Genomic DNA, 23,286 nt, shown 5'->3' on the forward strand with positions numbered 1-23,286 from the left:
GCCACCCTGCGGGGTGGCTTTTTGCTGTCATCTCGGAGCCGTCGTTCTGTGTCAGCCCAGGCACCCCCCTCCCGGGGCAACGTCGCAGCCCTGCTGGAGCCGGGGAGCGAGCACACCAGCCCTGGTGGTCAGTACAGCTATCGGGTGCTGGGCCCCTGCTGCCGCCTGTTTGATCGCGAGGAGCTGCCTTGGCCCTGCTGCCGTCTGGCCTGGCGCAGCAAGGAGCCCAGTTGGCGGCGCATCGGCCGGCGCTTCGTGGCGGATCTGGCCTCACGCCGCTGCCCTTCCTATGCCGTTGAGCTGCTCCAGCCGGGAGCTCGCCCCACCCGCACGGTGATCACCCTGTTCCCGGTGCGGCTCGGCGCGGATCTGCAGGAGTGGTGGTACAGCAAGCAGCCCGGTTCCTTCGATCCAGCGAACAGCAGTCCTCCTCTGCCCAATCCGCCCCTGCCCAATCCGCCACAGGCTGACCAGGCGGCGACGACGGCGGCCCACAAAAAAGCCGGTGTTGAAGACACCGGCTCGGGAGGGGAAGCTGAGCTTGCGGAACCGATCTCTGATCAGAAGTAGATCTTGCCGCCGCCCCACTGAACGCCCTGCACCTTGGGGGCCACCAGGATGTAGCCGGCCATCAGACGCAGGTCGTCGTCGTCGAGATCGCGCATCTTCACGAAGATGTCGCTGCTGCGCAGGCTCGGATGCACGTCGGCGATGCTGTATTCCCCGTCGTAGGACGTGGGGTCCTTCATGTAGTCGACCAGGGCCTCGACGTTGTCACGGGGCGGCGTGGCCAGGGCCAGGGTCTCGGGATCGAGGCCCACGTTCTGGTTGGTTTTGGTGATGCCACCGGCATGGCACTCACCACAGCTGCTGTTGAACACCTTGCGCCCAGACTTGATCTCCTGCTCGCTGAAGGTCACCAGGGTGCCGTCCGGTGTGGCAGGCACGGTGAGCTGCTCAGTGCTCCACTGGGCCGCCAGGGCCGGGCTGCCGATGCCCAGGCACAACAGCAGAGCCAGGGGAGCGGCCAGCAGGGTTCGGGTAAGGGCGCGAATGGCCCTGCGGAAGGCAGCCGAGGAGAAGGAGGAGGCCATTGGGAAAAGCCGGCGGGTAGGCGGAAAGACCGCATCGGAGACCTTGTATCACGGGGAAAGGGCCCTCCGGAGCGGAATCGCGTGAACTGTTGCAGGGCTAGGCCGCAGCCGGATCGGCTGGGGTGATGTCGAGGCTGAGGAAATCCTTGGCCACCAGGGTGTTGGGGAAGATGGCGCTGGCCTCCGCCACCAGGTCGTCGGGGGTCATCGGATTGCCGGGCATGTAGCGGGGGCTCAGGTGGGTGAGCACCAGTTGCTTGACGCCGGCCTCGAGGGCGGTTTGGGCGGCCATCGTGCTGGTGGAGTGCTGGCGCTGGTAGGCCAGCTCGGCTTCGGCGTGGGAGAAGGTGGATTCGTGGATCAGCAGGTCGGCCCCCCGGGCCAGCTCCACCGCAGCCTCACAGAACACGGTGTCGGTGCAATACACAACGCTGGCACCGGGCCGATCGGGGCCGCACAGGCTGGCCCCGTTGATGATCCGGCCATCGTCCAGGGTCACGTTGCGTCCGGCCTTGAGCTCCGCATAGATCGGCCCCGGTGGGATGCCCTCGGCCTTGGCCCGCTCCACATCGAAGCGGCCGGGGCGGGGTTTCTGGTCCACCCGGTAGGCGAAGGCCGGCACCCGGTGGGTGAGGGGAGCGCAGCGCACGGTGAGGTCGTCGTCGTCGAGCAGCAGCCCGCCGCTGCTCGCGGCGGGCTGCGCCTTGTGGGTGCGCAGGGGGTAGCCGATCCGGGTGGAGGAGGTGCGCAGCACCCCTTCGAGGTAGTCGCGCAGGGGATCGGGGCCGTAGAGGTCGATGCCCGTGCAGGTGCCCGCCAGGCCGAGGCTGGCCAGCAGGCCCGGCAGGCCGAACACGTGGTCGCCGTGCATGTGGGTGATGAAGATCCGGCGCAGCTGGCTCACCCGCAGCTCGCTGCGCAGGAACTGGTGCTGGGTGCCCTCGCCGCAGTCGAACAGCCACAGCTCACTGCGCTGGGGCAGCCGCAGCGCCACCGCCGACACGTTGCGGCCTCGGGTGGGCACGCCGGAACTGGTGCCTAAAAAGGTGACCTGCACGGTCCTGCCGCCTCTGGCGCATGCTGCCACGCCGGGCACAATGGGCCCCCTGAGCAGGAAGCCTGTCCCGGTGATGCCCTTGTCCCGCTCTCCCCTGGTCTCCTGGCTGGCTAGCGGGCTGGTGGGCTGGCCTGTCTTGACCCTGGTGGGGGTCGGGGCGGTGCCCGCCGCCCTGCGGGCCCAGGGCGCGGACCCCCAGGTGCGGGTGTTGCTGCTGGAGGCCTCCCGGGTTCCCCTGGTCGCCCGGCAGCAGCCGCTGGTGTTGCGGGCCGGCTCCCGGCGCTGGCCCGTCGCACCCACCGAGAGCGTGGTTGTGACGCTGGCCGCCTCCGGCGGCCTGGAACTGGAGCGCGGCGGCGCCGTGGAGGCCCTGCCCGCGGTGGCCGAACTCTGGCTGGAACCGGCGGCTGGCCTCCTGCCTGGGGATGGGGCCGATTTCCAGCTGCAGCAGCGGGGCTATCGGGGGCGCCTGCAACTGTTGGTGGGGGGCTCGGCCCTGCAGGCCATCAACCATGTGCCCCTAGAGGACTACCTGCCCAGCGTGGTGGGCAGCGAGATGCCCGCCAGTTGGCCCCAGGCGGCCCTGCGGGCCCAGGCGGTGGCGGCTCGGACGTACGCCCTGCGGCAGCGGAAGTCTGCGGCCCCCTTTGATGTGAGCGCCACCGTGTCGAGCCAGGTGTACAAGGGCGTGGATGCGGAAACGCCGTCCACCCGCCAAGCGGTGGCCAGCACCCGCGGCCAGGTGTTGATCTACGGCTCGAGCCTGGCCAATGCGGTGTTTCACAGCAGTGGCGGCGGCAGCACGGAAAACAGTGGTGATCTCTGGAGTCAGCAGCTCCCCTATCTGGTGAGCGTTCCCGACTTTGACCAGCACAGCCCGGTGCATGCCTGGCAGCAGCGTTTCGAACCCGACCAGCTGCAAAAGGCCTTCGGTGAGATCGGCGGTGCCCGGAGCATCGAGGTGCTCGCCACCTCGGGCTCTGGTCGGGTTCGGCAAGCTCGGGTGACCGGGCCCAGCGGCACCCTGGTGCTCACGGGCGCCCAGTTGCGCAGTCGACTTGGCCTCAAGAGCACCCTGGTGCGCTTTGAGGTGGTGGCCCCCGAATTGGCGGCCCTGCCACCCGCCCTGCCGGCCTTGCCCCCGCTGCTGCCCCTGGATGGCCAGGAGCGCGTCGCCGATCCCGCCGCCACCCCGGATCAGCCGCCCATGCGGGTGCCCCCGCCGTCGCTGCTGGCGATCGGCCGGGGCTATGGCCATGGGGTGGGGATGAGCCAGTGGGGGGCCCATGGACTGGCCCAGCGGGGTCAGACCTATGACCAGATCCTGCGCCATTACTACCGGGGCGCCGAGTTGCGTCCCTACGGCACGCCCTGAACGTGGAGCTGACCGTGATGGCAGACGCCCAGGCCGTGGCGGAGGCGGTGGCGGAGCGGCTGTTGCAGGAGCGGCGCGCCTCCCGCCAGCGTCCCCTTGGCCTGGCCACCGGGCGCACCATGGTGCCCGTGTATGGCGCGTTGCGGCGGCAGTTCGGTCGGCTCAGGGCGCCGGAGCAGCAGGCCATCCGCCAGGGCTGGCTCAGCTTCAACCTCGATGAATACGTTGGTCTGGCGCCGACCGATCCGGGCTCCTTCGCCGCCTTTATGGCGGATCAGCTGCAGGGTCCGCTCGGATTGGCGCCGGCCCAGGTGCAGCTGCCGGATGGCCTGACGGCCGATCCCCGGCAGGAGGCCGGGCGGTATCGGCAGGCCCTCGTTGCCGCAGGGGGCATCGGCTTGCAGCTGCTGGGCTTGGGCAGCAATGGTCACGTGGGCTTCAACGAACCCCCCTGTGGCCCCGAGGCCCCTTGCCGTTGCCTTGCGCTCAGTGCCGCCACCCGGGCCCAGAACGCCGCCGCCTTCGGCGGTGATGCCGGCGCGGTGCCGCGCCAGGCGATCACCCTGGGATTGGCCGAGATCCTGGCGGCCGAGCGGATCCTGCTGGTGGTGACCGGTGCGGCCAAGGCCACGATTCTGCGGCGGGCCTTGCTGGATCCTCCCTGCCCGGAGGTGCCGGCCAGTTGGCTGCAGCACCATCCGCGGCTGGGGGTGCTGGTGGATAGGGCGGCGGCTGCCGCCCTCCCCCCAGCCTGCTAGGGGCGTTCCTGCAGGGCGGGCAGCTGCCATTGCCCGGAGAGGACCGACGGGCCCGGCCCGTAGAGACGGCCCACAAAGAAGAAGGGCCCAGCAGGAGCGGGCAGCCAGTTGGAGACCTTGTCTGGGCCTGGGTTCTCATGCTGGAGATAGATCTCCAGGGAGCCATCGGCCCCCAGCTTCAGGCCCTGGGTGCGATCCCCGATCGAATAGCGGTTGATCGGATTGGGCACCAGCAACCGCTCCGGCAGCTTGTACATCGTGATCGACCAGAATTCACTCACCGGTGGCAGCTGACCGGCGGGGAAGCGCAGCACCCACTGGCGGCGGCCGTCGAGCACCTTGCCGTCGGGGCCTGTCTGTTGGCTGGCATAAAAGGCCTCGGCACTGCTGTTGCCGTAGATCCCCAGCATCGCCCCCATGGCGCGGTAGGTGAGGTAGTCGCTGCCCAGTTCGTCACGGGTGCCGAAGAACCCCTTGGAACTGCTCTGGGCCAGGGCCTTGGTGCGCAGGTTGGCGGCGGCGGCGGTCACCCCGGCCTCGATGGCGCTGCGGGTGGCGGGCTGGAGCTGATTCGGATCAAAGGGCCGCCCCGGGCCGATGCCGATGCGGGCGAAGCGCGCCATCATTCCCCGCTCCGATGGCACGGTGGGCATGAAGGGCAGCAGGGCATTCAGGTAGCTGATGAAGCCGATTCCCTCGGCCTTGGCGGCATCCCAGGCGGGCCAGTTCACTGGCGGAGCGGGCTTGGGGGGCTTGGTTCCCGCGAAGCGGGAGAGGGGGATCAGCTGGTACTGCGCCTGCAGCGCCTGCAGGGTGGGGATGTCGTCAGGCCCGTTGAGCTGGGTGCGGGTGAGGGTGCCCACGAAATCGGTCTCGGCGCGGAACACCTTGGTGATCCCCTTGGGCACGGTGCCCTGCCAGCGGGGGCCGGCGAACAGGTACGTGCCGGCGCCCCGTCCCGTGGCCCGCACGCCGGTGTAGGCGAAGTTGTGGGTGTAGAGGTCGAACCACTGGTTCACGTAGTAGCGCGGTGCCGCCACGGCTGGCAGCTTCAGCACGATCGGCTCGGCCCGCAGATCCAGCCAGGCCCAGGAGTAGGGCGTGTCGTTGTTGGGGGTGACGATGTCCGTGTCCGCCGGGGTGGCGGAGCGGCTGTAGTGGCGGAACCGGTTGAAACCGCCCACATAGCCCGGAAAGGCCTTGTTCTGGGTCTGGTTCCAGAAGGTCTGGTAGCCCTGCAGGGGCGCGTAGGCGTACAGCCAGGCCTCCTCGGCGATCGCCTTCGCTTCGGCGGGGGTGGGGGCGGTTGTGGCAGCCGCTGCCATGGAAGTTGGAGTGGCGGCTGGCCGCGGTGCGCCCGTGGCTGGCCCTGCGGCGGCGTAGGCCATCGTCATCAGGCAGACGATCAGGGGAAGACGCCGGAGGGTGGGCGGTTGGATGGGCTTCATGGCTGGATTGGTGTGATGTCGTTGAGCTGCCAGGTTTTGGCGAAGTAGGGCTCGGTGGGGGCGTAGAAGCGGAAGTAGGCGAACCAGCCCTTGCCCGGGGTGGTCTGGATCCAGTTCTTGGCGCCCGCTGGCCGGATCGGCCCGAAATCCACATCCACCGAGCCGTCGGCGTTGCTCACCAGATCGGGCTTGCGGGAGCTGAGGTCGGCGGCGCCCTGGGGGGTGATCAGTGGGCCGCGGCTGAGGTTGTCGTAGAGGGTGATCGACCAGAACTGCTTCACCGGGGCGTTGGCCGGCACGCGCATGCGGTAGGTGCGCCCGCCGTCGAGCCACTGGCCCTTGGCGTCCTTGGAGGCCTCCAGGTACACCTGGCCGAAGCCCACCACCCGGCCCTGCATGCCCACCGACATGCCGATCGCCTCGTAGAACCACGACGTGCGTTCGTCGAATTGCACGCGCCGTTTGTCGGGCGATTCCTGGTCGAGATCGAAGAGCACCGCGTACTCCCAGTGCTTGCCCGGGTACACGGTGGCGCCGGGGGTGCGCTTGTCGTAGGCGATGGTGCGGGCCATCAGGTCGCCCAGTTGGGCCCCCTCGCCCAGGATCCGCGCCTGGCGGGCATCGGGCTGGAAGGGCTGGCCCGGGCTGACGCCCAGGGGCGCCAGCAGGCCGAACATCATCCGGTCGCGCGGGGCCACCGGCTCGTTGGCATAGAGATCACTGAGCAGCCGCCAGTAGGAGAGATCGGCGGGCTGGGCCGACTGCCAGGGGCGACCACCCACCTCCTCGTAGCGGGACACCGGCGGATTGGCGCGCTGGTTCCAGCCGTAGAGCCGGTGCTGGCGCACGGTGGCCTCGGCCACGGCCTTGTCGGGGGCCAGGCCGCGGGTGCCGAACCACACCTGGTTGCTGGGGGAGCGGAAGATCCTGTAGCCCGGGGCCACCACCTCCGGCCCACCGGGGGGAAGGATCAGATACTTGCCGCCGGCACCCTTGTCGGGCCCGGTTTGGCCCATGTCGGTGATCGGCTGTTGCCAGATGTCGAGCACGCCGCCGGCGGTGAGCCCGGCCGGCACCTCCACCACCAGCGGCCCCTGCCTGGCCAGATCCCAGAAGCTGAAGGCGTAGAGGGTGGTGATGTTGGGGGTGAGCATCCCCGCCTTGTCCTGCAGCGTGCGGTAGAGCAGCACGTCGCCGTTGCGCACGCCCATGGTTTTGGCCTGGGCGTCGTAGAGGGCCTTGAAGCCCACGGCGGGCAGGGCCCACAGGTAGCCCTGGGTGGCCCGCTGCAGGTCGAGGGCGTCGTAGAGCTTGCGGGCGGTGGCGGCGCTCGGGTAGCCGTTCTCCAGCTCCAATCGGCCCAGGGCGGGCGTGTCCACGCTGGTTTTCGTCGCCGCGATGGCACCGCCCTGGGCTAGCAGCCCCAGGACGGCGAGGGCCCAGGCTGCTGAGGAACGGTTTGGCATGGGGCGTGGGGAGCAGGCATGGGCTCCAGCTTGATCAGCCAACCCAGTCCTGCCAGAGGTGTACACGGGCTGTGATCCGACCTGCTTGGGCGTTCAGGCGAGCACGGTGGCCATCAGGTCCTCGTCGGCCTCCAGGTTGCTGGTGACGCTGCGCACGTCCTCGAGATCCTCGAGGGCATCGAGCAGGCGCAGGCAGCTTCGCAGGGTGTCCGGGTCGTGGAGGGGGCAGGCCGTCTGGGGGATCCAGCGGTGCTCCCAGCCGGTCACGGGACAACCCTGGCCGCGCAGGCCATCCTGCAGGGCCTCCAGCCTCTCGAAAGCCCCGAACACCTCGGCCCCCTGGCCGTCGAGCTCGTAGCCCAGGGCCGGCGGGCCGCCGTGCTCCTCCAGGGCCAGCAGGGCCTCCAACAGGGTGTCTTCGTCCAGGGACTGTCCCTGCTGGGACAGCGAGGCGAGTTGCACCACCGCCCGCAGTTCGAACAGATAGCCCACGCAACCCGTCTCGCCCAGGTTGCCGCCGTTCTTGCTGAAGGCCAGACGCACCTCGGCGGCGGTGCGGTTGCGGTTGTCGGTGAAGGCTTCCACCAGCACGGCCACGCCGCCGGGGCCGTAGCCCTCGTAGCGCACGGCCTCAAAGGTGTCGCCCCCGCTGCCGCCTTGCCCGGACCCCTTGGCGATGGCCCGATCGATGTTGGCGTTGGGCAGCCCGGCGGCCTTGGCTTTCTCAATTGCCGTGCGCAATTGGAAGTTGCCGGCTGGGTCGGCCCCGCTCCGGGCCGCCACCGTGATCTCCCGCCCCAGCCGGGTGAACAGGGCGCCGCGTTTGGCATCCACCACGGCTTTGGTGCGTTTGATCTGGGCCCACTTGCTGTGGCCGGCCATCGGAGCGATTGGGAACGAACGACAGGGGGTGGGGCGGCCAGACCGGGTGGGCTCAGCCGGCGGCGTTGAACACCAGTTTCGGTTGCAGCAGGGCGGTGTCCTGGGCGCGCGCCATGCCGGCCAGGTTGCCATCCGGCCCCAGCACCGCCACCGGCTCTCCTGCCTGCAGCGGCAGGGCATGGCCCAGGGCCCGGCCGCAGCGCCAGCTCTCCAGCTCCCCGGCGTCCAGCTGCCGCTGGGGCAGGTGGGCCAGGGCTGTGAGGGGATCCAGCAAGGGGGGGCAGGGGGCCTGGTCGAGGGCCTCCAGGGGCACGGCCTGCTCCAGAGCGAAGCCGAGGGCCTCGGTGCGGCGCAACGTGGCCAGGGCACCGCCGCAGCCCAGCAGGTCTCCCAGGTCGCGGGCCAGGGAGCGGATGTAGGTGCCGGCGGAGCAGCGCACCAGCACCTCCAGGCGGGCGGTGGCCCCATCCCAACCCAGCAGCTCCAGGCGATGCAGCGTCACGGCTCGGGCGGCCAGGTTGAGCTGTTCTCCCTGGCGCACCCGGGCGTAGGCCCGCTGCCCCTCCACGTGCACCGCCGACACCTGGGGAGGCACCTGCTGGATCGGGCCGCGAAAGGCCGCCAGGGCCATCTCCAGATCGGCTGTGCTCAGGGCGGGCACGGCGGCTTGGCTCAGCACCTCCCCCTCCAGGTCGTCGCTGACGGTGCGCACCCCCAGTTGCACCACGCCCCGGTAGGTCTTGTCGCCCTCCAGGTAGGGCAGTAGCCGGGTGGCCGGGCCCAGGGCGATCGGCAGCACGCCGGTGACCGCTGGATCGAGGGTGCCGCCGTGGCCCACTCGCTTGAGGCCATAGGCCCGGCGCACCCTGCTCACACAGCCATGGGAGGTGAGGCCGGCGGGCTTGTCGAGCACCAGGAAGCCACAGGGCTGGTCAGCCATGGATCGGAGCGTCAGCCTTGCAGGGTCCCATGATCCGCTTCGATGACCGTGCAGCAGCGCCGCGACCTGGCGTTTCTGGTGCTGGCCGGCCTGTTTCTGGGCACCATGGGCATGCTCAACATCCTCGGCCTCACCCGCTTTCTGCAGCTGGGCTCGATCGGCAGCTGGCCGATTGTGGTGGCGGTGGGGGCCTTGCCCTATCCGATCACCTTTTTGTGCACCGATCTGATCAGTGAGCTCTGGGGGGAGCAGAAGGCCTCCCAGTTGGTCTGGGTGGGCCTGTTGCTCAATGGTTGGATCGTGCTGATCCTCTGGCTCGGGGGGATCCTGCCGGGCCTGGAGGGGGCGCCGGAGGGCACCTTCTTTGAGGTGCGGCGGCTGGCCTTTGGAGCCGTGGGAGCCTCGATGGTGGCCTATCTGGCCGCCCAGTTCACCGATGTGCGCCTGTTCCATTTCTGGAAGCGCTTCAGTGGGGGCAAGGCCCTGTGGCTGCGCAACAACGGCTCCACCCTGGTGAGTCAACTGGTGGACACCAGCGCCGTGGTGCTGATCAGCCATTACGCCAGCCATGTGCTGCCGGTGCGCTCCGGCGAGCCGGTGCTGCCCCAGTTGGCCTCCTTCATCGCCAGCGGCTATCTGTTCAAGCTGATTGCGGCCCTGGCGGACACCCTGCCCTTTTATGGCCTGGTGGCCTGGTTGCGGCACTGGCTTGAGGTGCCCGGCGACGGGGTTGAGCTGCCCGATGGCCTCACGGAGAGAGCCCCGAATCCCGGCACCTAGGTTGGCGTCAACCTGTTGAGGGATGGCGTTGGTGGTGGAGAGGCAAGGGGGGGCGGCGCCGGCTTCACCCCTCACGGTGGAGCGGTTTCTGGCCGACGGCTTTGCCCTGCGGCCCCAGTTGGCCAGCTTTCTCCAGATCGCCCCCCAAGAGCTGGAGCGCCGCCTGCCCAGCAGCACCGACGATCTGGCCGCCCTGCATCCCGGAGCCTTCGATCCCGACCGGGTGGAGCAGTTCTATGAAGATGCGGTCGGCACCGGCCACCTGCTGGAGTTGGCGGCCTGGCACCTCGGCAGCGCCGACTACATCGCTGACACCCTGCGCCTGCAGCAGCGTTTTGCCGCCGGTCAGGTGCTCGATTTCGGCGGCGGCATCGGCAGCCATGCCCTGGCGGCGGCGGCCCTGCCCCAGGTGGAGCAGGTGTGGTTTGTGGATCTCAACCCCCACAACCGGGCCTTTGTGGAGGCCCGCGCGGCTGAGCTGGGCCTGGCGGCCAAGTTGCGCTGCTTCCGCGATCTGGCCGATCCGGCCCTGCCCCCGCGTTTCGACACCATCGTCTGCCTGGACGTGCTCGAGCACCTGAGCGATCCGGCCCGCCAGCTGGAGGTGTTTGCCGAGCGTCTCAGCCCCGCAGGGATTGCCCTGCTCAACTGGTATTTCTTCAAAGGGTTTCAGGGGGAGTACCCCTTCCACTTCGATGCCCCCGAGCTGGTGGAGGCTTTCTTCCGCACCCTCCAGAGCCAGTTCCTGGAGGTGTTTCACCCCTATCTGATTACCACCCGGGCCTATCGCCTGGCCTAAATGGGCCCTGGGCGCTCGCCATCAAAAAAGCCGGCGGGAGACCCGCCGGCTGGAGAGGGAGGGGCGATCAGCCGACCGCGATGTTGATGCGCTTGCGGCTGCGCAGGCCGCGCTTGATGGTGTCGAAGCTCACCACCCCATCCACCAGGGCGAAGAGGGTGTCGTCGGAGCCGCGGCCCACGTTCACGCCGGGGAGCACCGAGGTGCCGCGCTGGCGGATCAGGATCGAGCCGGCGCTCACGGTTTCACCGCCGTAGCGCTTGACGCCCAGGCGCTTGGAGTTGGAATCGCGGCCGTTGCGGGTGGAGCCTGTGCCTTTCTTGTGGGCCATGGGGGTGGTGGGGTCAGGGAAACGTTCGGGAAAAGCTGGAGGGATGCGGTCAGGAAATCGACTTGCCGCCCACGGTGATCGACTCGACCATCACCCGGGTGAGTTCCTGGCGGTGACCGTTCTTACGACGGGTTTTTTTCTTGGGACGCATCTTGTAGACGATGATCTTCTGGCCGCGGCGATGGGCCATCACCTTCAGCTGCACCGTGGCCCCTTTGACGTAGGGCTGGCCCAGGGTGGTGGCCTTGCCGTCGTTGACCAGCAGCACGTTGTCGATGGTCAGGGTGCCGTCGACGTCCACCGCGAGGCGATCGAGGTCGTAGTAGCGGTTTGGTTGCAGCCAGAACTGCTGACCGGAGGCCTCAACAATGGCGTAGGCGCCGGTGACGGGGCTGTCCTGAACGGCAGCGGTGGTTTCGGGGGTTGGGCTCATGGCGGCAAGGGCGTGGCCAGGCTGACGGGGCGGCTTCGGGAGGGAGCCCTCTCAGGAGGGGCAAGTCACGGAAGACGGCCAGCCGTCATTCGGCCTGGCGCACACAATCGAAAAACAAACAATAATCCTCCCGCTCCGGCCTTCCTTTCGTCAACATTTGGGTGCCATTCCCGCGGGTCATCCCGCCGCCGAAGCGGTCCATGCCCGAACCGGCTCTCACCATCGCTTCCCTGATCCGCAACACCCGCCTGCAGGAGGCCTGCTCCCGCTGGCTGGCGGGGGGGCATTGCCAGATGGTGTGGGTCGATCCGGCCCGCAACCCGGTAGGGGAGCTGGATCAGCGCCGGGATGAGTTTGATGCCGTGCTGCTGGAGCAGGGCGCCCTGGACAGGCAGAACTACCAGTCCTTGACTGATCTGGGCCTGTTGTTGCCGGCTGTGGTGATTGGGGAGGTGAGCGGCCAGATCGAGTTCCATGACTCGGAGGTGCACCTGCCTCCCGATCAGCTGGAGCAGCTCAGCTACAGCCTCGATGCCGCGGTGTCCCGTTTCCTCCAGCGCGGCTTGGTGAGTGCCGGAAGCCCGCCGGCCGACCAGGCGTCGGCGCCGCCGGACCGCTGGAAGTTGGCCAACCGGCTGAAGGGGCGGCTGGGTTTTGTGGGTGTCTTCTACAAGCGGGATCCGGCGCGGTTCCTGCGCAACCTGCCGGAGATCGATCGGGAGGAGCTGGTGAATTCCCTGGAACGCACCTACCGGGATCTGCTGCTCAGCTACTTCCGCGACCCCGCCGCCGCCAACCAGGCCCTTGAAAGTTTCGTCAATACGGCCTTTTTCAGCGACCTACCCATTACCAAAACTGTTGAGATTCACATGAATCTGATTGATGGCTTCTCGAAGCAGCTCAAGCTGGAAGGGCATAAGAACGATTTTCTCCAGGATTATCGATTGGCCCTGCTCGACGTGATGGCCCATCTTTGCGAGATGTATCGCCGCTCCATTCCCCCCGATGCCCCTTTCGCTGGCCTTCAGGCCCAGCCCCCCGGCCAGCCGTCGATGGCCTGAACCAGGAGCCTCCTGAACCATGACTCCACGCAAGACCTACATCCTCAAGCTCTATGTGGCGGGCAACACGCCGAATTCGATGCGTGCCCTCAAGACCCTGCGGAACATTCTCGAGACGGAGTTCCGGGGTGTCTATGCCCTGAAGGTGATTGATGTGCTGAAAAATCCCCAGTTGGCGGAGGAAGACAAGATCCTGGCCACCCCCACCTTGGCCAAGATCCTGCCGCCGCCGGTGCGGCGCATTATCGGTGACCTCTCCGATCGGGAGCGGGTGCTGATCGGCCTCGACTTGCTCTACGAAGAGCTCACCGAGGAGGCCCTTGGCGATGACGCGGACGCTGAGGATGACGGTGCTGGGACCGCCCCATTGGATGGCGCCCAGTTTGATGGTGCCCAGTTTGGTGGTGGGCTTGGGGAGGCCGCGTCAGCTCCTACAGATCCTCTCCCTTCTCAGCCGCCGCTGCCCTGAGTAGTTTTACTTCAGACCCCGACTGTCGATGCAGGACCCAAGCGCCACCAGCAATCCCCTGATGCAGGTGCAGAAGCTCCCGACTGGGATCGAGGGCTTCGATGATGTCTGCCATGGAGGGTTGCCGATCGGCCGTTCCACCCTGATCAGTGGCACGTCCGGCACCGGCAAGACGGTGTTCTCGCTCAACTTCCTCTATAACGGCATTCGCGAGTACAACGAGCCCGGAATTTTTGTCACCTTTGAGGAGTCGCCGCTCGATATTCTCCGCAACGCCGCCAGCTTTGGTTGGAATCTGCAGGAGATGGTTGAGCAGGACAAGCTCTTCATTCTTGACGCCTCGCCCGATCCAGAAGGGCAGGATGTGGCCGGTAGTTTTGATCTTTCCGGTTTGATCGAGCGCATCAACTACGCGATTCGGAAGTACAAGGCTCGGCGGGTTGCGATTGATTCGATCACTGCCGTGTTTCAGCAATACGATGCTGTTTCGGTCGTTCGGCGTGAGATCTTTCGCCTGATTGCGCGCCTCAAGGAGATCGGTGTCACCACGCTGATGACCACCGAGCGCATCGATGAATACGGGCCCATCGCCCGCTACGGCGTTGAGGAGTTCGTGTCCGACAACGTTGTGATCCTGCGCAACGTGTTGGAAGGGGAGCGCCGGCGGCGGACTTGCGAGATCCTCAAGTTGCGGGGCACCACCCACATGAAGGGCGAATTCCCCTTCACGATGGGGGCCCACGGGATCAGCATCTTCCCGCTGGGAGCGATGCGCCTCACCCAGCGCAGTTCCAATGTGCGCGTGAGCTCTGGGGTGCCACGGCTCGATGACATGTGTGGCGGCGGCTTCTTCAAGGATTCGATCATCCTGGCCACCGGCGCCACCGGTACGGGCAAGACGCTCTTGGTGAGCAAGTTCGTGGAGAACGCCTGTGCCAACAAGGAGCGGGCCATTCTCTTCGCCTACGAGGAATCCCGGGCCCAGTTGCTCCGCAACGCCACCAGCTGGGGGATTGATTTCGAACAGATGGAGCAGGATGGCCTGCTGAAAATCATCTGCGCCTATCCGGAGTCCACCGGTCTGGAGGACCATCTCCAGATCATCAAGACCGAGATCAGCCAGTTCAAGCCCTCGCGCATGGCGATCGATTCGCTTTCAGCCCTCGCCCGGGGCGTGAGTCACAACGCGTTCCGCCAGTTTGTGATCGGCGTGACCGGTTATGCCAAGCAGGAGGAGATCGCCGGCTTCTTCACGAACACCTCCGAGGAGTTCATGGGTAGCCACTCGATCACCGATTCCCACATTTCCACGATCACGGACACGATCCTGCTGCTGCAGTACGTGGAAATCCGCGGTGAGATGGCCCGAGCTCTCAACGTGTTCAAGATGCGTGGCTCTTGGCACGACAAGGGAATCCGTGAATTTGTGATCACGAGCAATGGTCCCGAGATCAAGGACTCCTTCTCCAATTTCGAGCGGATCATCTCTGGCGTCCCCCATCGCATCACCACCGATGAGCGCAGCGAGCTGTCGCGCATTGTGCGGGGTGTGGCGGACGACGACCGCTGAGCCGAGGGCTCTCTAAGCGGTAACTGCCTGGTCGTAGCGCCGCCGTTCGGCCAGCAGCTGCAGTTCGTCGGAGTCGGAATCTTCCAGGGGCAGGTCAAACCAGAAGGTGGTGCCAAAGCCGGGCGCGCTGGCCATTTGGATCCGGGTGCCGTGCTTCTCCAGGATCCCCCGCACGATCGACAGGCCCAGCCCCGTGCCGGCCTCGGTGTGCACCGCATTTTCCACGCGGAAAAAGCGCTCGAAGATGCGCTCCTGATCGGCGTCGGAGATGCCACAGCCGCTGTCGGCGATCTCGATGCGCAGCCTCGGCAGGGGGGAGGTGAGTTCACAGCTCGGACTGTCGCTGCTGGGTTCCGTGCCGGGGGTGAGCTGGCAGAGGTCGGGCCAGGGGTAGGCCCGCAGCTGGAGCTGCCCACCTTTAGGCGTGAACTTGAGTGCATTGCCCACCAGGTTGTCGAACACCTGCAACAGCAGGTCCCAGTTGCCCAGAACCCGTGGCAACAGGGGATCAGCGTCGAAGGCCAGGGTCACGCCTTTTTCGTCGGCATTGAGCCGGTAGGTGCGCAGGGTCTGCTCGATGGCGGGAGCCAGCTCCATGGGCTCCAGGCTCCACACCCGGTCCGACTCCAGTCGGGAGAGGTCGAGCACGTCGTTGACGAGTCGGGTGAGGCGATCGGTTTCGGCGTTGGCGATGCCCAGGAATTCCCGCTTTTCCTCCTCGGTGAGCTGGTCGCCCAGGTCGTGGAGGGTTTCCACGTAGCTCTTGATGTTGAACAGCGGCGTGCGCAGCTCATGGGAGACGTTGCTGATGAAACGGCTCTGGGCAGCGTTGAGTTCCACCTCGCGGGTCAGGTCCTGGATGGTCATGGCGATGCCCTTGAGGCTTTCCCCACTGGCATCGCGCACGGACTGCAGCACGATCCGCAGGGTGCGGGAGGGTTCGCCGAAGCTGCAGCGCACATCTGTGGTCTCCCGGTCGCGGCAGGTGACGCTCTCGAGGGCCGATTGCAGCTCCATCGCCAGCCGCTCGGGCAGCTCAGCGATCAGGTCGTTGCCCTCCAGGTTGCGGCCCTCCCAGCGGAACAGGCGCCGGGCGGTGGGATTGGCCAGCACGATCGCCCCCTCGGCATCGAGCAGCACGGCGCCATCCGCCATGGTGGCAATCAGGGATTGCTGCTTCACCTGGGCCGCGGTGAGCTCTTCGATGTTGGCCGCTTTGTAGTCCTCCAATTGGGAGGCCATCGTGTTGAACCCTTCGAGCAGCTCCCCCAGTTCGCCCCCCACGGGCAGGGCCAGGCGTGTTTCGAACTGGCCTCCCGCGATCGAGCGCACGCCCTGCAACAGCTCTTTGACGGGGCGGGTGATGGTGAGGGCGTTGAACACGGCCCCGAGGATCACCAGCACCCAGATCGAGATGAACACCGCCACGGTGACCTCCCGGGTGAGGGCGGCGCTGGCCAGCAGGGTTTCGTTGGGATTGATGCCGAGAGCCAGAACCCCCAGGTAGCGCCCCTCGCTCAGCATCGGCACAAACACATCCGTCACCTGGCCATCCGGGCTGAGGTGCTGGCGCACCAGCGGCGTGTCCGGTCGTTTCTGCAGGTCGGCCGGCAATTCCAGCCGGCGGCTGAGCAGCAGCTCACTGCTGCCCGAGCTGGCCCCAATCGGGATACCCAGGTAGATGACTCCCTCGGGATCGGCGAAAAAGATGTAGCGAAGGCTGCGGCTGGAGCGCCAGAACCGATCGGCGACGGCCGCCAGCTCCCGGTCGTTCCCCTCGGCCACCAACGGTGTCACGTTGGCGGAGAGCAGCAGGCCCAGATCCCGCGCGTAGCGGGTGTCGCTCATCTGGGCATCCCGTTGGATGCTGTTGAGCGCGAAGAACGTGATGCCCGTCATCAGCAGGCTCACCACCAGGGTGGCCACCGCCAGCAGCTTGGTCTGCAGGCTGAATTCCGCCCACCAGCGGCCCAGGGCTTGTCGCCAGCTCATCGGCTGCGCACCTGATGGCCGATGTCGCGGCGGAAGGTCATGCCCGCAAAGCTCACCTGGGCCAGGCCGCCGTAGGCCCGCTCGAAGGCGGCATCGAAGCTGTCGGCCTGGCCCACCACCGCCAGCACCCGGCCACCGCTCGTGTGGCAGTGGCCGTGGTCATCCCGCCGGGTGCCGGCATGGAAGAGCTGCAGGGTGTCGCCACTCTCCAGCGCGGTGGTGATGACGTCACCCCTGCGGATCTCGCCGGGATAGCCCGCGGCGGCGGCGATCACACAGGCACTGCAGCCGGGATGAATGGTGAGATCGGGAGCCTGGTCCAGGCTGCCGGTGGCGCAGGCGAGCAGGATCTGGGCCAGTTCTGGCCCCAGCAGGGGCATCAGGGTTTCGCATTCCGGATCGCCGAAGCGACAGTTGAACTCGATCACGCTCGGGCCGGTCTCGGTGAGCATCAGGCCGGCATAAATCACGCCCCGGTAGTCAATGCCGCGGGCCCGCAGGGCGGCCACGGTGGGTTCCAGCACCAGCTGGCGCACCTGCTCTAGGCCCTGGGCATCCAGCAGGGGCGCTGGGGCATAGGCGCCCATGCCGCCGGTGTTCGGACCGATGTCGCCCTCGCCGATGCGCTTGTGGTCCTGGGCTGTGGGCAGCAGGACCATCCGCTGGCCGTCGCAGAGCGCAAAGACAGACACCTCGGGGCCATGGGTCCGCTCCTCCAGCACCAGGGAGGCCCCGTCGTCCTGGGATCCACTGTCTCCACCTCCGAACCGGCCGGCAAAGATCGCGTCAATGGCGGCTCGGGCTTCGTCCAGGCTTTCTGCCACGGTCACTCCCTTGCCTGCCGCCAGGCCATCGGCCTTCACCACCAGGGGGCGGCCCTGGGCTTCCAACACCGCCAGGGCCTGCTCCCGGCTGCTGGCGGGCCAGAAGCCGGCGGTGGGGATTCCGGCCTCCACCATCAGGGCCTTGGCCCAGTGCTTGCTGGCCTCCAGCTGGGCCCCATCGGCTCCCGGGCCAAAGCAGGGGATGCCAGCGGCCCGCAGCTGATCGGCCAATCCTGCTGCCAGGGGGGCTTCCGGACCGACCACCACCAGTTCCACGGCGTGGTCCCGGCACGCGGCGAGCAGTCCCGCCGCGTCCGTCTCCGCAATGGCCAGCTGGCGGCAGCCGGGCAGCTCGGCGCTGCCGCCGTTTCCGGGGGCAATCCACACCGCCTCCACGCCCGGACACCGGGCTAGGGCCCAGCCCAGGGCGTTCTCGCGGCCGCCGCCGCCCACCACGAGGATGCGGGAGGGAGTGGGGTAGGGGGCGGATGCCATGGGCGGTGAGGTGGTCGGAAGGGCTGGGTGGCGGAGCGGGTTGGCCCAGGGGAAGCGCTCTGGGCAGAAGTGGGCTCGGAAGGCTGGAAGGGACGCGGCAGCTCCCTTAGGTTGAACCCTGCTGATCGGGTTGCCGTGCCCGATGTCCCGACATGCCGACCAGCCGAGCCCCATTCTCCCAGCGCGCCCGATCGGTGCCAGCGCTGGGGCGCAGTCTGGGGCTCGGGGTGGTGCTGCTGGCCCTGGGAGCCTGGATGGCACCGGGTGCGGTGCGGGCCGCTGCTGGCCCCACGGCCGCCGATCCCGCCTTTGCTGCCCTGCTGCGCCAGGGAGATCTCACGGCCCTGGATGGGGCCTGTGGGGCAGCCCTGAAGCAGGGGGATGGACCGCGGTTGCGCCAACTGCAACAGCGCCTGCTCACCATCCATCCGGCGCCCCAGCCCCTGGCGGTGGTGTTGGCCAATGCCCACGGTCTGCTGAGTTGCCAGGCGCCCGACGGAGCGCTGCAGGTGCTCGGGCGGATCAGCCCGGCGGTGGGCCCTGAGCGGAATCAGTGGCTGCAGTTGCAGTGGCGGGCGGCCCAGGCGGGCCTGCACCACGCGCTGGCGGCCGAGGCCCTCGAGCGCCTGGCGGCCGGCGACCTGGCCCGGCTGGCGGCCCTGGAGCTGCCGGTGGCCGAGCGCCAGGACGGCACGCCGGTGACGCGCCCCGCCCTCGATCTTCTGGCGGGCCACCTCGAGAGCCTGGGGCGGCGCCAGCGGGCCGCTGAGGTGTTGCTGGCCGGCAGCCCCTCTGGGCCGGTGGCGGCGGAGCGGCTGGCCCAGGCGGTGCTGCTGCTGGATGGACTGCCCGCGCTGGAGCAGGAGCGTCTGCTGGAATTGGCCTTGGAGCAGGCCGCCGCTGCCGGATCCTGGGGCCTGGTCGCCCAGATCCTCGATCAGCAGCTGGCCCTGGTGGGCAGCTCGCCGCAGGCCTCTGCCCGGGCGGCCGAGCGGCGCCTGCGGCTCAGCGGTGGCCTCGACGATGCCTACGGTGAATGGCTCTGGCGGCGCCGTGATCCGGCCTCCCTCACCCGCCAAGGTGAGCTGGAACGGCAGCTGCGCTCTCCCCGCTCCCCCGGCGGTCACGCCGCGTCTCCCACCTCGGATCCCCAGCCATGACGGCCTATACCCTCGGTTCCCTCCTGTACGAAGGCAAGGCCAAGCGGGTCTTCGCCACCGACCAGCCCGACCTCGTGGCGGTGGAGTACAAGGATGACGCGACCGCATTCAACGCCCTCAAGAAGGCCCAACTGGCGGGGAAGGGGGAGCTGAACTGCCGGATTTCGGCCCTGCTGTTCGAGCATTTGGCCTCCCGGGGGGTGCCGACCCACTACCTCGGCGTTCAGGGCAGCCAGTGGATGCTGGTGCGGCCGGTGCGGGTCATCCCGATCGAAGTGGTGATCCGCAATGTGGCGGCGGGATCCCTCTGCAAGCAGATGCCGATCCAGCCGGGAACGCCCCTGGAGCCCCCCCTGCTCGATCTCTATTACAAGGACGACGCCTATGGCGACCCCCTGCTCACGGAGGCCAGGCTGGACGTTCTGGGCCTGGTCACCCTGGACCAGCGCCGTGAGCTCGAGGAGCTGGCCCGCCGGGTGAATGGGGAATTGCTGACCCTGTTCGATGGGATCGGCCTGCAATTGGTGGACTTCAAAATCGAGTTGGGCTTCACCGCCGGCGGCGAACTGGTGGTGGCCGATGAGATCAGCCCTGACACCTGCCGTCTCTGGGACAGGGCCGTGACCGATGCCAGCGATCGGATTCTCGACAAGGACCGATTCCGCCAGGATCTGGGCGGGGTTGTCGAGGCCTACGGGGAGGTCCTCAAACGGGTCCAAGGGGCCTGTCCCGAACCCCGGATCTACCGGTAAGGTCATCGGCATTTGCGGCCTGTCCGCTCCGCCCCTCCTTCTCATGGCTGGCTTGCTGGGTTTGAAGGCTGCATGGCCCCTCGTGGGTGCTGCCCTGCTCTCGGCAACCCCGGCCCTGGCCCAGCCCGCTGGCAGTCCGGCGCCCGCCTCCGAGAAGCCCGTTTCCGAGCAGGTCGATAACCCCTTGGCCGAGCCGGTCAGCCCTCCAGCCGGCCAGCCCCCCACCACCCAGGCCCCGGCTCCAGATCCAACCCCAGAGCCCGCGGCCAAGGCCGAGCCCAAGGTGCTGATTGCCGAGGTGGTGATTGAAGGGCTCCAGGACCACCCCGAGCGGGAGCGGCTGGAGCTGGCGGCCTACGCGGCCATGGCCGCAACCCCGGGCTCGCGGGTGACCCGCACCGAGCTGCAGACCGACCTCTCGGCGATCTATGCCAGCGGTTGGTTCTCCGATGTACGGATCCAGCCCGTTGACGGTCCCCTGGGCGTGCGCCTGGTGGTGGTGGTGGTGGCCAACCCCGTGCTCCAGCAGGTGAAGCTCGATCCGGCCGACCTCAAATTGCCCGAGCAGGTGGTGCAGGACACCTTCGTGGCGGATTACGGCAAGACCCTGAACCTCAACACCCTGCAGACGCGCATGCAGGAGTTGCAGCGCTGGTATGCCGATCAGGGCTATTCCCTGGCCCGGGTCACCGGGCCGAGTCGGGTCAGCCCCGACGGGGTGGTGGAACTGCTGGTGCGTCAGGGCACCGTGGAAGGGGTGGAAGTGCAGTTCCTCAACAAGGAGGGTTCCACCACCAATGACAAGGGTGAGCCGATCCGGGGCAAGACCAAGCCCTGGGTGGTGACCCGGGAGGTGTCCCTGCGTCCCGGTCAGGTGTTTAACCGTCGGGAGCTGGAGGAGGACATCAAGCGCATCTATGGCACCGGTCTGTTCAGTGATGTCAAGGTGACCCTCAAGCCGGTGCCGGCCGAGCCCGGCAAGGTGGTGATTGTGCTCGGCATTGTCGAGCAGTCGAGCGGCTCCCTCTCCGGTGGTCTGGGCTACAGCCAGAGCCAGGGGGTGTTCGGCCAGATCCAGCTGCAGGACAGCAATCTGTTCGGTCGCGCCTGGGATCTCGGCACCAACATTTCCTACGGTCAGTACGGCGGTCTCGGTGACATCACCTTCACCGATCCCTGGATCAAGGACAACAAGTACCGCACGTCGTTCCGGGCTCGGTTCTTCTTCAGCCGGGAGGTCCCCCAGTTGTTCCAGAACGAGAACAACAACTTCACCTACGAACTCCAGAATTTTGACGGGGCCGATTTTGATGTGGTCACCAACGGCCCCATTGATGTTGGAGGGGGAGATGTTCAGGTTTCGACCAATTTCGATACCGTGGCGATTCAGCGCATCGGCGCCAACGTGCAGTTTGTACGGCCTCTCAATGGTGGTAATCCTTACAAGAAAGCTCCCTGGAATCTGATCCTGTCCTTCGGGGGGCAGGAAGTCACCCCCATGGATTTCTCGGGGAGCAAGTACGCCTATGGGGTGGTGGGAGCTACCAGTTCACCCGACACCGTGCCCAGCAACCAGGTGATCTGCCTGGCCTACAACTGCGCCTCGGAAAACCAATTGGTGAGTTTCCGGGTTGGAGCCACCTACAGCACGCTGAACGATCCCCGCAACCCCACCAAGGGCAACTTTTTAAGCCTGGGCACCGAACAGTTCATTTCCGTCGGTGAAAACTCTCCCACCTTCAACCGGGTGCGCGGCAGTTTCACCCACTACATCCCGGTGGAGTGGCTCAAGCTCTTCAAGGGGTGCCGTCCCAAGCCAGGCGAAACCAAGGATTGCAAGCAGGCCCTTGCCTTCCAGGTGTCGGCGGGCTCCCTCGTGGGTGGTGACATCCCTCCCTACGAGGCCTTCTGTCTGGGTGGTGGTAATTCCGTTCGGGGTTATTACGACTGTGACCTCGGTGTGGGCAAGAGCTTCGCTGAGGCGACGATCGAATACCGCTTCCCCATCTTCAGCATCATCAGTGGTGAAATCTTCTTTGATGCGGGTACCACTTTCGGTACCCAGGGCGATATTCCTGGCAACCCCGGCGGGTTGCTCGGCAAGAAGGGCGAGGGCTACTCCCCCGGTATCGGTCTGATCGTCACCACTCCGGTGGGACCCCTGCGGTTGGAAGCGGCCACCCAGGATTTCAGCAGTGACTGGCGCTTCAACCTGGGCGTGGGCTGGAAGTTCTAGTGATGTCCTGGCCTGCCGACTACACCGGGGCCTGGACCCTTCAGGCCTCCGTGGAACGGCACGGCGTGGGCCTGCACAGTGGTGTCGAGTCGCGGGTTCGCCTCCAGCCCTCGGAGCGGCCCGGCTACTGGGTGGGCTGGTTGGATGCTCCCCAGTTGCCCCTCTGCCGGCTCACGCCTGCCCAGGTGCGGGACACCCGGCTCTGCACGGCCCTACAGCTCGATCAACGCCGCTTGGCCACGGTGGAGCACCTGCTGGCGGCACTGGCGGGCACCGGCGTGACCCAGGCCGAGATTCTGGTGACTGGCGAGGAGATCCCGCTGCTGGATGGCTCGGCCCTGCCCTGGGTGGAGGCCCTGGCTGAGGCTGGGCTGCAGGCCTTGCCCGGGCCATCGGGGGGCCTGGCCTTGGTGGAGCCGATCACGGTGAGCAGTGGTGCGAGCTTCGCCACGGCCCTCCCCTATGAGGGCCTGCGTCTGGGGGCGGCCATTGAATTCACCGAGGCGGCCATCGGCCGTCAGCTGTACAGCCTCGATCTCTCCCCCTGCCAATTCGTGGCTGAGATCGCTCCGGCGCGCACCTTCGGCCTGCGGTCCCAGGTGGATCAGCTGCGGGCGGCGGGCCTGATCCAGGGGGGCTGCCTGGAGAATGCCCTGGTGTGTGACGGCGATCAGTGGCTCAATCCGCCCCTGCGGTTTGCCGAGGAACCGGTGCGCCATAAAATCCTTGACTTGTTGGGGGATCTTGCCCTTGTTGGCCTGCCACGGGCCCAGGTCTTCGCCTACCGCGGCTCCCACGGGCTTCACACCTCTCTGGCGGCAGCTCTTTCGGGCCTGCCCGAAGCCACCCTCTCTGCCTGCCCTCCATCCGGTTGATGCCCTTGTCCGAGCCCAGTTCCGAGCAGTCCTCCAGCCCCGGCACTCCCAGCCCGGTGCTGCTCACCACGGAGCAGATCCAGGGACTGCTGCCCCATCGCTATCCGTTCGCCCTGGTGGATCGGGTGATCGAACATGAGCCGGGCAAACGGGCCGTCGCCATCAAGAACGTCACCATCAACGAACCCCACTTCCAGGGGCATTTCCCCGGCCGTCCCCTGATGCCTGGGGTGTTGATCGTGGAGGCCATGGCCCAGGTGGGTGGACTGATCGTCACCCAGATGCCCGATCTGCCCAAGGGCCTGTTCGTGTTTGCCGGGATTGATGGGGTGCGTTTCCGCCGCCCGGTGGTGCCCGGCGACCAACTGCGGATCAGCTGCGAACTGCTCAGCCTCAAGCGCCAGCGCTTCGGCAAGGTCAAGGCCGAGGCCACCGTTGACGGCCAGCTGGTCTGCTCCGGTGAGCTGATGTTCTCCCTGGTGGACTGAT

At 67.2% G+C, this 23,286-nt stretch carries 22 protein-coding genes and 1 pseudogene; 13 read left to right on the forward strand and 10 right to left on the reverse strand.

Going from position 1 to position 23,286, the window contains the following annotated elements; translation table 11 throughout:
• Positions 1-48: 48 nt before the first annotated feature.
• Positions 49-435 (forward strand): annotated as a pseudogene (locus KBY71_RS08625) (hypothetical protein); the annotation flags it as partial.
• Positions 436-560: 125 nt separating this feature from the next.
• On the opposite strand, the gene psbV reads toward KBY71_RS08625, so the two are convergent.
• Entirely contained in the window at positions 561-1,094 is a 534-nt protein-coding gene (gene psbV, locus KBY71_RS08630) for a photosystem II cytochrome c-550 (RefSeq protein WP_254928519.1), read from the reverse strand.
• 97 nt (positions 1,095-1,191) lie between these two features.
• Positions 1,192-2,151, reverse strand: a complete 960-nt coding sequence (gene rnz / locus KBY71_RS08635; protein WP_254928520.1) for a ribonuclease Z — start codon at positions 2,149-2,151, stop codon at positions 1,192-1,194.
• Between the two features lie 73 nt (positions 2,152-2,224).
• Here rnz and KBY71_RS08640 point away from each other — a divergent pair, with 73 nt between their 5' ends.
• A complete protein-coding gene (locus tag KBY71_RS08640) occupies positions 2,225-3,526 on the forward strand; it encodes a SpoIID/LytB domain-containing protein (RefSeq protein ID WP_254928521.1) in 1,302 nt (433 codons plus the stop codon).
• Between the two features lie 17 nt (positions 3,527-3,543).
• Entirely contained in the window at positions 3,544-4,284 is a 741-nt protein-coding gene (locus KBY71_RS08645; RefSeq protein ID WP_254928522.1) for a 6-phosphogluconolactonase, read from the forward strand.
• On the opposite strand, the gene KBY71_RS08650 is transcribed toward KBY71_RS08645, so the two are convergent.
• From KBY71_RS08650 to truB, 4 genes are all read right to left on the reverse strand, one after another.
• Positions 4,281-5,732 carry a DUF1254 domain-containing protein gene (locus tag KBY71_RS08650; RefSeq protein WP_254928523.1) on the reverse strand — a complete coding sequence of 484 codons (1,452 nt, stop codon included), beginning with the start codon at positions 5,730-5,732 and terminating at the stop codon, positions 4,281-4,283. The genes KBY71_RS08645 and KBY71_RS08650 overlap by 4 nt on opposite strands.
• Positions 5,729-7,198 (reverse strand): DUF1254 domain-containing protein, encoded by a 1,470-nt coding sequence (locus KBY71_RS08655; RefSeq protein ID WP_254928524.1) that lies wholly within the window; start codon positions 7,196-7,198, stop codon positions 5,729-5,731. Before KBY71_RS08655 ends, KBY71_RS08650 begins: the two co-directional genes overlap by 4 nt.
• A 93-nt stretch (positions 7,199-7,291) precedes the next feature.
• Positions 7,292-8,080 carry a YebC/PmpR family DNA-binding transcriptional regulator gene (locus KBY71_RS08660; protein ID WP_254928525.1) on the reverse strand — a complete coding sequence of 263 codons (789 nt, stop codon included), beginning with the start codon at positions 8,078-8,080 and terminating at the stop codon, positions 7,292-7,294.
• 52 nt (positions 8,081-8,132) lie between these two features.
• Complete coding sequence (truB, locus tag KBY71_RS08665; RefSeq protein WP_254928526.1) at positions 8,133-9,020, reverse strand: tRNA pseudouridine(55) synthase TruB; 888 nt, start codon at positions 9,018-9,020, stop codon at positions 8,133-8,135.
• Between the two features lie 42 nt (positions 9,021-9,062).
• On the opposite strand from truB, the gene KBY71_RS08670 reads away from it, so the two are divergent.
• Positions 9,063-9,800 carry a queuosine precursor transporter gene (locus KBY71_RS08670; protein WP_254928527.1) on the forward strand — a complete coding sequence of 246 codons (738 nt, stop codon included), beginning with the start codon at positions 9,063-9,065 and terminating at the stop codon, positions 9,798-9,800.
• A 22-nt stretch (positions 9,801-9,822) separates the two neighbouring features.
• Positions 9,823-10,599 carry a bifunctional 2-polyprenyl-6-hydroxyphenol methylase/3-demethylubiquinol 3-O-methyltransferase UbiG gene (locus KBY71_RS08675; RefSeq protein WP_254928528.1) on the forward strand — a complete coding sequence of 259 codons (777 nt, stop codon included), beginning with the start codon at positions 9,823-9,825 and terminating at the stop codon, positions 10,597-10,599.
• Positions 10,600-10,666: 67 nt separating this feature from the next.
• On the opposite strand, the gene rpmA is transcribed toward KBY71_RS08675, so the two are convergent.
• Together rpmA and rplU are read right to left on the reverse strand one after the other, a co-directional pair.
• Entirely contained in the window at positions 10,667-10,930 is a 264-nt protein-coding gene (gene rpmA, locus KBY71_RS08680) for a 50S ribosomal protein L27 (protein WP_190389894.1), read from the reverse strand.
• Positions 10,931-10,979: 49 nt separating this feature from the next.
• A complete protein-coding gene (gene rplU, locus KBY71_RS08685) occupies positions 10,980-11,363 on the reverse strand; it encodes a 50S ribosomal protein L21 (RefSeq protein WP_254928529.1) in 384 nt (127 codons plus the stop codon).
• A gap of 200 nt (positions 11,364-11,563) precedes the next feature.
• Here rplU and KBY71_RS08690 point away from each other — a divergent pair, with 200 nt between their 5' ends.
• The 3 genes from KBY71_RS08690 to kaiC are packed head-to-tail and all read left to right on the forward strand — an operon-like array spanning position 11,564 to position 14,463.
• Positions 11,564-12,424, forward strand: coding sequence for a circadian clock protein KaiA (locus KBY71_RS08690; RefSeq protein WP_254928530.1), 861 nt, complete (start codon positions 11,564-11,566; stop codon positions 12,422-12,424).
• 19 nt (positions 12,425-12,443) lie between these two features.
• A complete protein-coding gene (gene kaiB, locus KBY71_RS08695) occupies positions 12,444-12,893 on the forward strand; it encodes a circadian clock protein KaiB (RefSeq protein ID WP_254928531.1) in 450 nt (149 codons plus the stop codon).
• A 28-nt stretch (positions 12,894-12,921) separates the two neighbouring features.
• Positions 12,922-14,463: a circadian clock protein KaiC gene (gene kaiC, locus KBY71_RS08700; RefSeq protein WP_190389891.1), complete on the forward strand. Its 1,542-nt coding sequence runs from the start codon at positions 12,922-12,924 to the stop codon at positions 14,461-14,463.
• Between the two features lie 12 nt (positions 14,464-14,475).
• Here the strand turns inward: kaiC and nblS are convergent, their stop codons facing one another.
• Both nblS and purD read right to left on the reverse strand, forming a co-directional pair.
• Complete coding sequence (gene nblS, locus KBY71_RS08705) at positions 14,476-16,455, reverse strand: two-component system sensor histidine kinase NblS (protein WP_254928532.1); 1,980 nt, start codon at positions 16,453-16,455, stop codon at positions 14,476-14,478.
• Entirely contained in the window at positions 16,452-17,774 is a 1,323-nt protein-coding gene (purD, locus tag KBY71_RS08710) for a phosphoribosylamine--glycine ligase (RefSeq protein ID WP_254928533.1), read from the reverse strand. Before purD ends, nblS begins: the two co-directional genes overlap by 4 nt.
• A gap of 194 nt (positions 17,775-17,968) precedes the next feature.
• On the opposite strand from purD, the gene KBY71_RS08715 reads away from it, so the two are divergent.
• From KBY71_RS08715 to fabZ, 5 genes are read left to right on the forward strand one after another with little or no spacing between them, the layout of a single operon-like run.
• Positions 17,969-18,934 (forward strand): hypothetical protein, encoded by a 966-nt coding sequence (locus KBY71_RS08715; protein ID WP_254928534.1) that lies wholly within the window; start codon positions 17,969-17,971, stop codon positions 18,932-18,934.
• The gene (purC, locus tag KBY71_RS08720) at positions 18,931-19,686 is read left to right on the forward strand and encodes a phosphoribosylaminoimidazolesuccinocarboxamide synthase (RefSeq protein ID WP_254928535.1); all 756 of its coding nucleotides are present in this window, start codon (positions 18,931-18,933) and stop codon (positions 19,684-19,686) included. Before KBY71_RS08715 ends, purC begins: the two co-directional genes overlap by 4 nt.
• 43 nt (positions 19,687-19,729) lie before the next feature.
• On the forward strand, positions 19,730-21,922 hold the full coding sequence (locus KBY71_RS08725; RefSeq protein ID WP_254928536.1) for a BamA/TamA family outer membrane protein: 2,193 nt from the start codon (positions 19,730-19,732) through the stop codon (positions 21,920-21,922).
• A 2-nt stretch (positions 21,923-21,924) separates the two neighbouring features.
• Positions 21,925-22,797, forward strand: a complete 873-nt coding sequence (gene lpxC, locus KBY71_RS08730) for a UDP-3-O-acyl-N-acetylglucosamine deacetylase (RefSeq protein ID WP_261354731.1) — start codon at positions 21,925-21,927, stop codon at positions 22,795-22,797.
• Complete coding sequence (gene fabZ / locus KBY71_RS08735) at positions 22,797-23,285, forward strand: 3-hydroxyacyl-ACP dehydratase FabZ (RefSeq protein WP_254928538.1); 489 nt, start codon at positions 22,797-22,799, stop codon at positions 23,283-23,285. Before lpxC ends, fabZ begins: the two co-directional genes overlap by 1 nt.
• The last annotated feature ends 1 nt before the right edge of the window (position 23,286 follow it).

This window comes from Cyanobium sp. T1B-Tous, assembly GCF_024345475.1.
GTDB lineage: Bacteria > Cyanobacteriota > Cyanobacteriia > PCC-6307 > Cyanobiaceae > Cyanobium_A.

Excerpts from the sequence above, each read along its gene's own strand:
- kaiB (WP_254928531.1), top strand. The coding sequence starts at position 12,444 with ATGACTCCACGCAAGACCTACATCCTCAAGCTCTATGTGGCGGGCAAC.
- purD (WP_254928533.1), bottom strand. The coding sequence starts at position 17,774 with ATGGCATCCGCCCCCTACCCCACTCCCTCCCGCATCCTCGTGGTGGGC.
- truB (WP_254928526.1), bottom strand. The coding sequence starts at position 9,020 with ATGGCTGACCAGCCCTGTGGCTTCCTGGTGCTCGACAAGCCCGCCGGC.
- KBY71_RS08650 (WP_254928523.1), bottom strand. The coding sequence starts at position 5,732 with ATGAAGCCCATCCAACCGCCCACCCTCCGGCGTCTTCCCCTGATCGTC.
- KBY71_RS08725 (WP_254928536.1), top strand. The coding sequence starts at position 19,730 with ATGGCTGGCTTGCTGGGTTTGAAGGCTGCATGGCCCCTCGTGGGTGCT.
- rpmA (WP_190389894.1), bottom strand. The coding sequence starts at position 10,930 with ATGGCCCACAAGAAAGGCACAGGCTCCACCCGCAACGGCCGCGATTCC.
- KBY71_RS08670 (WP_254928527.1), top strand. The coding sequence starts at position 9,063 with ATGACCGTGCAGCAGCGCCGCGACCTGGCGTTTCTGGTGCTGGCCGGC.
- purC (WP_254928535.1), top strand. The coding sequence starts at position 18,931 with ATGACGGCCTATACCCTCGGTTCCCTCCTGTACGAAGGCAAGGCCAAG.
- nblS (WP_254928532.1), bottom strand. The coding sequence starts at position 16,455 with ATGAGCTGGCGACAAGCCCTGGGCCGCTGGTGGGCGGAATTCAGCCTG.
- KBY71_RS08645 (WP_254928522.1), top strand. The coding sequence starts at position 3,544 with ATGGCAGACGCCCAGGCCGTGGCGGAGGCGGTGGCGGAGCGGCTGTTG.
- rplU (WP_254928529.1), bottom strand. The coding sequence starts at position 11,363 with ATGAGCCCAACCCCCGAAACCACCGCTGCCGTTCAGGACAGCCCCGTC.
- KBY71_RS08640 (WP_254928521.1), top strand. The coding sequence starts at position 2,225 with ATGCCCTTGTCCCGCTCTCCCCTGGTCTCCTGGCTGGCTAGCGGGCTG.
- lpxC (WP_261354731.1), top strand. The coding sequence starts at position 21,925 with ATGTCCTGGCCTGCCGACTACACCGGGGCCTGGACCCTTCAGGCCTCC.
- fabZ (WP_254928538.1), top strand. The coding sequence starts at position 22,797 with ATGCCCTTGTCCGAGCCCAGTTCCGAGCAGTCCTCCAGCCCCGGCACT.
- kaiC (WP_190389891.1), top strand. The coding sequence starts at position 12,922 with ATGCAGGACCCAAGCGCCACCAGCAATCCCCTGATGCAGGTGCAGAAG.
- KBY71_RS08690 (WP_254928530.1), top strand. The coding sequence starts at position 11,564 with ATGCCCGAACCGGCTCTCACCATCGCTTCCCTGATCCGCAACACCCGC.
- KBY71_RS08660 (WP_254928525.1), bottom strand. The coding sequence starts at position 8,080 with ATGGCCGGCCACAGCAAGTGGGCCCAGATCAAACGCACCAAAGCCGTG.
- psbV (WP_254928519.1), bottom strand. The coding sequence starts at position 1,094 with ATGGCCTCCTCCTTCTCCTCGGCTGCCTTCCGCAGGGCCATTCGCGCC.
- KBY71_RS08675 (WP_254928528.1), top strand. The coding sequence starts at position 9,823 with ATGGCGTTGGTGGTGGAGAGGCAAGGGGGGGCGGCGCCGGCTTCACCC.
- KBY71_RS08655 (WP_254928524.1), bottom strand. The coding sequence starts at position 7,198 with ATGCCAAACCGTTCCTCAGCAGCCTGGGCCCTCGCCGTCCTGGGGCTG.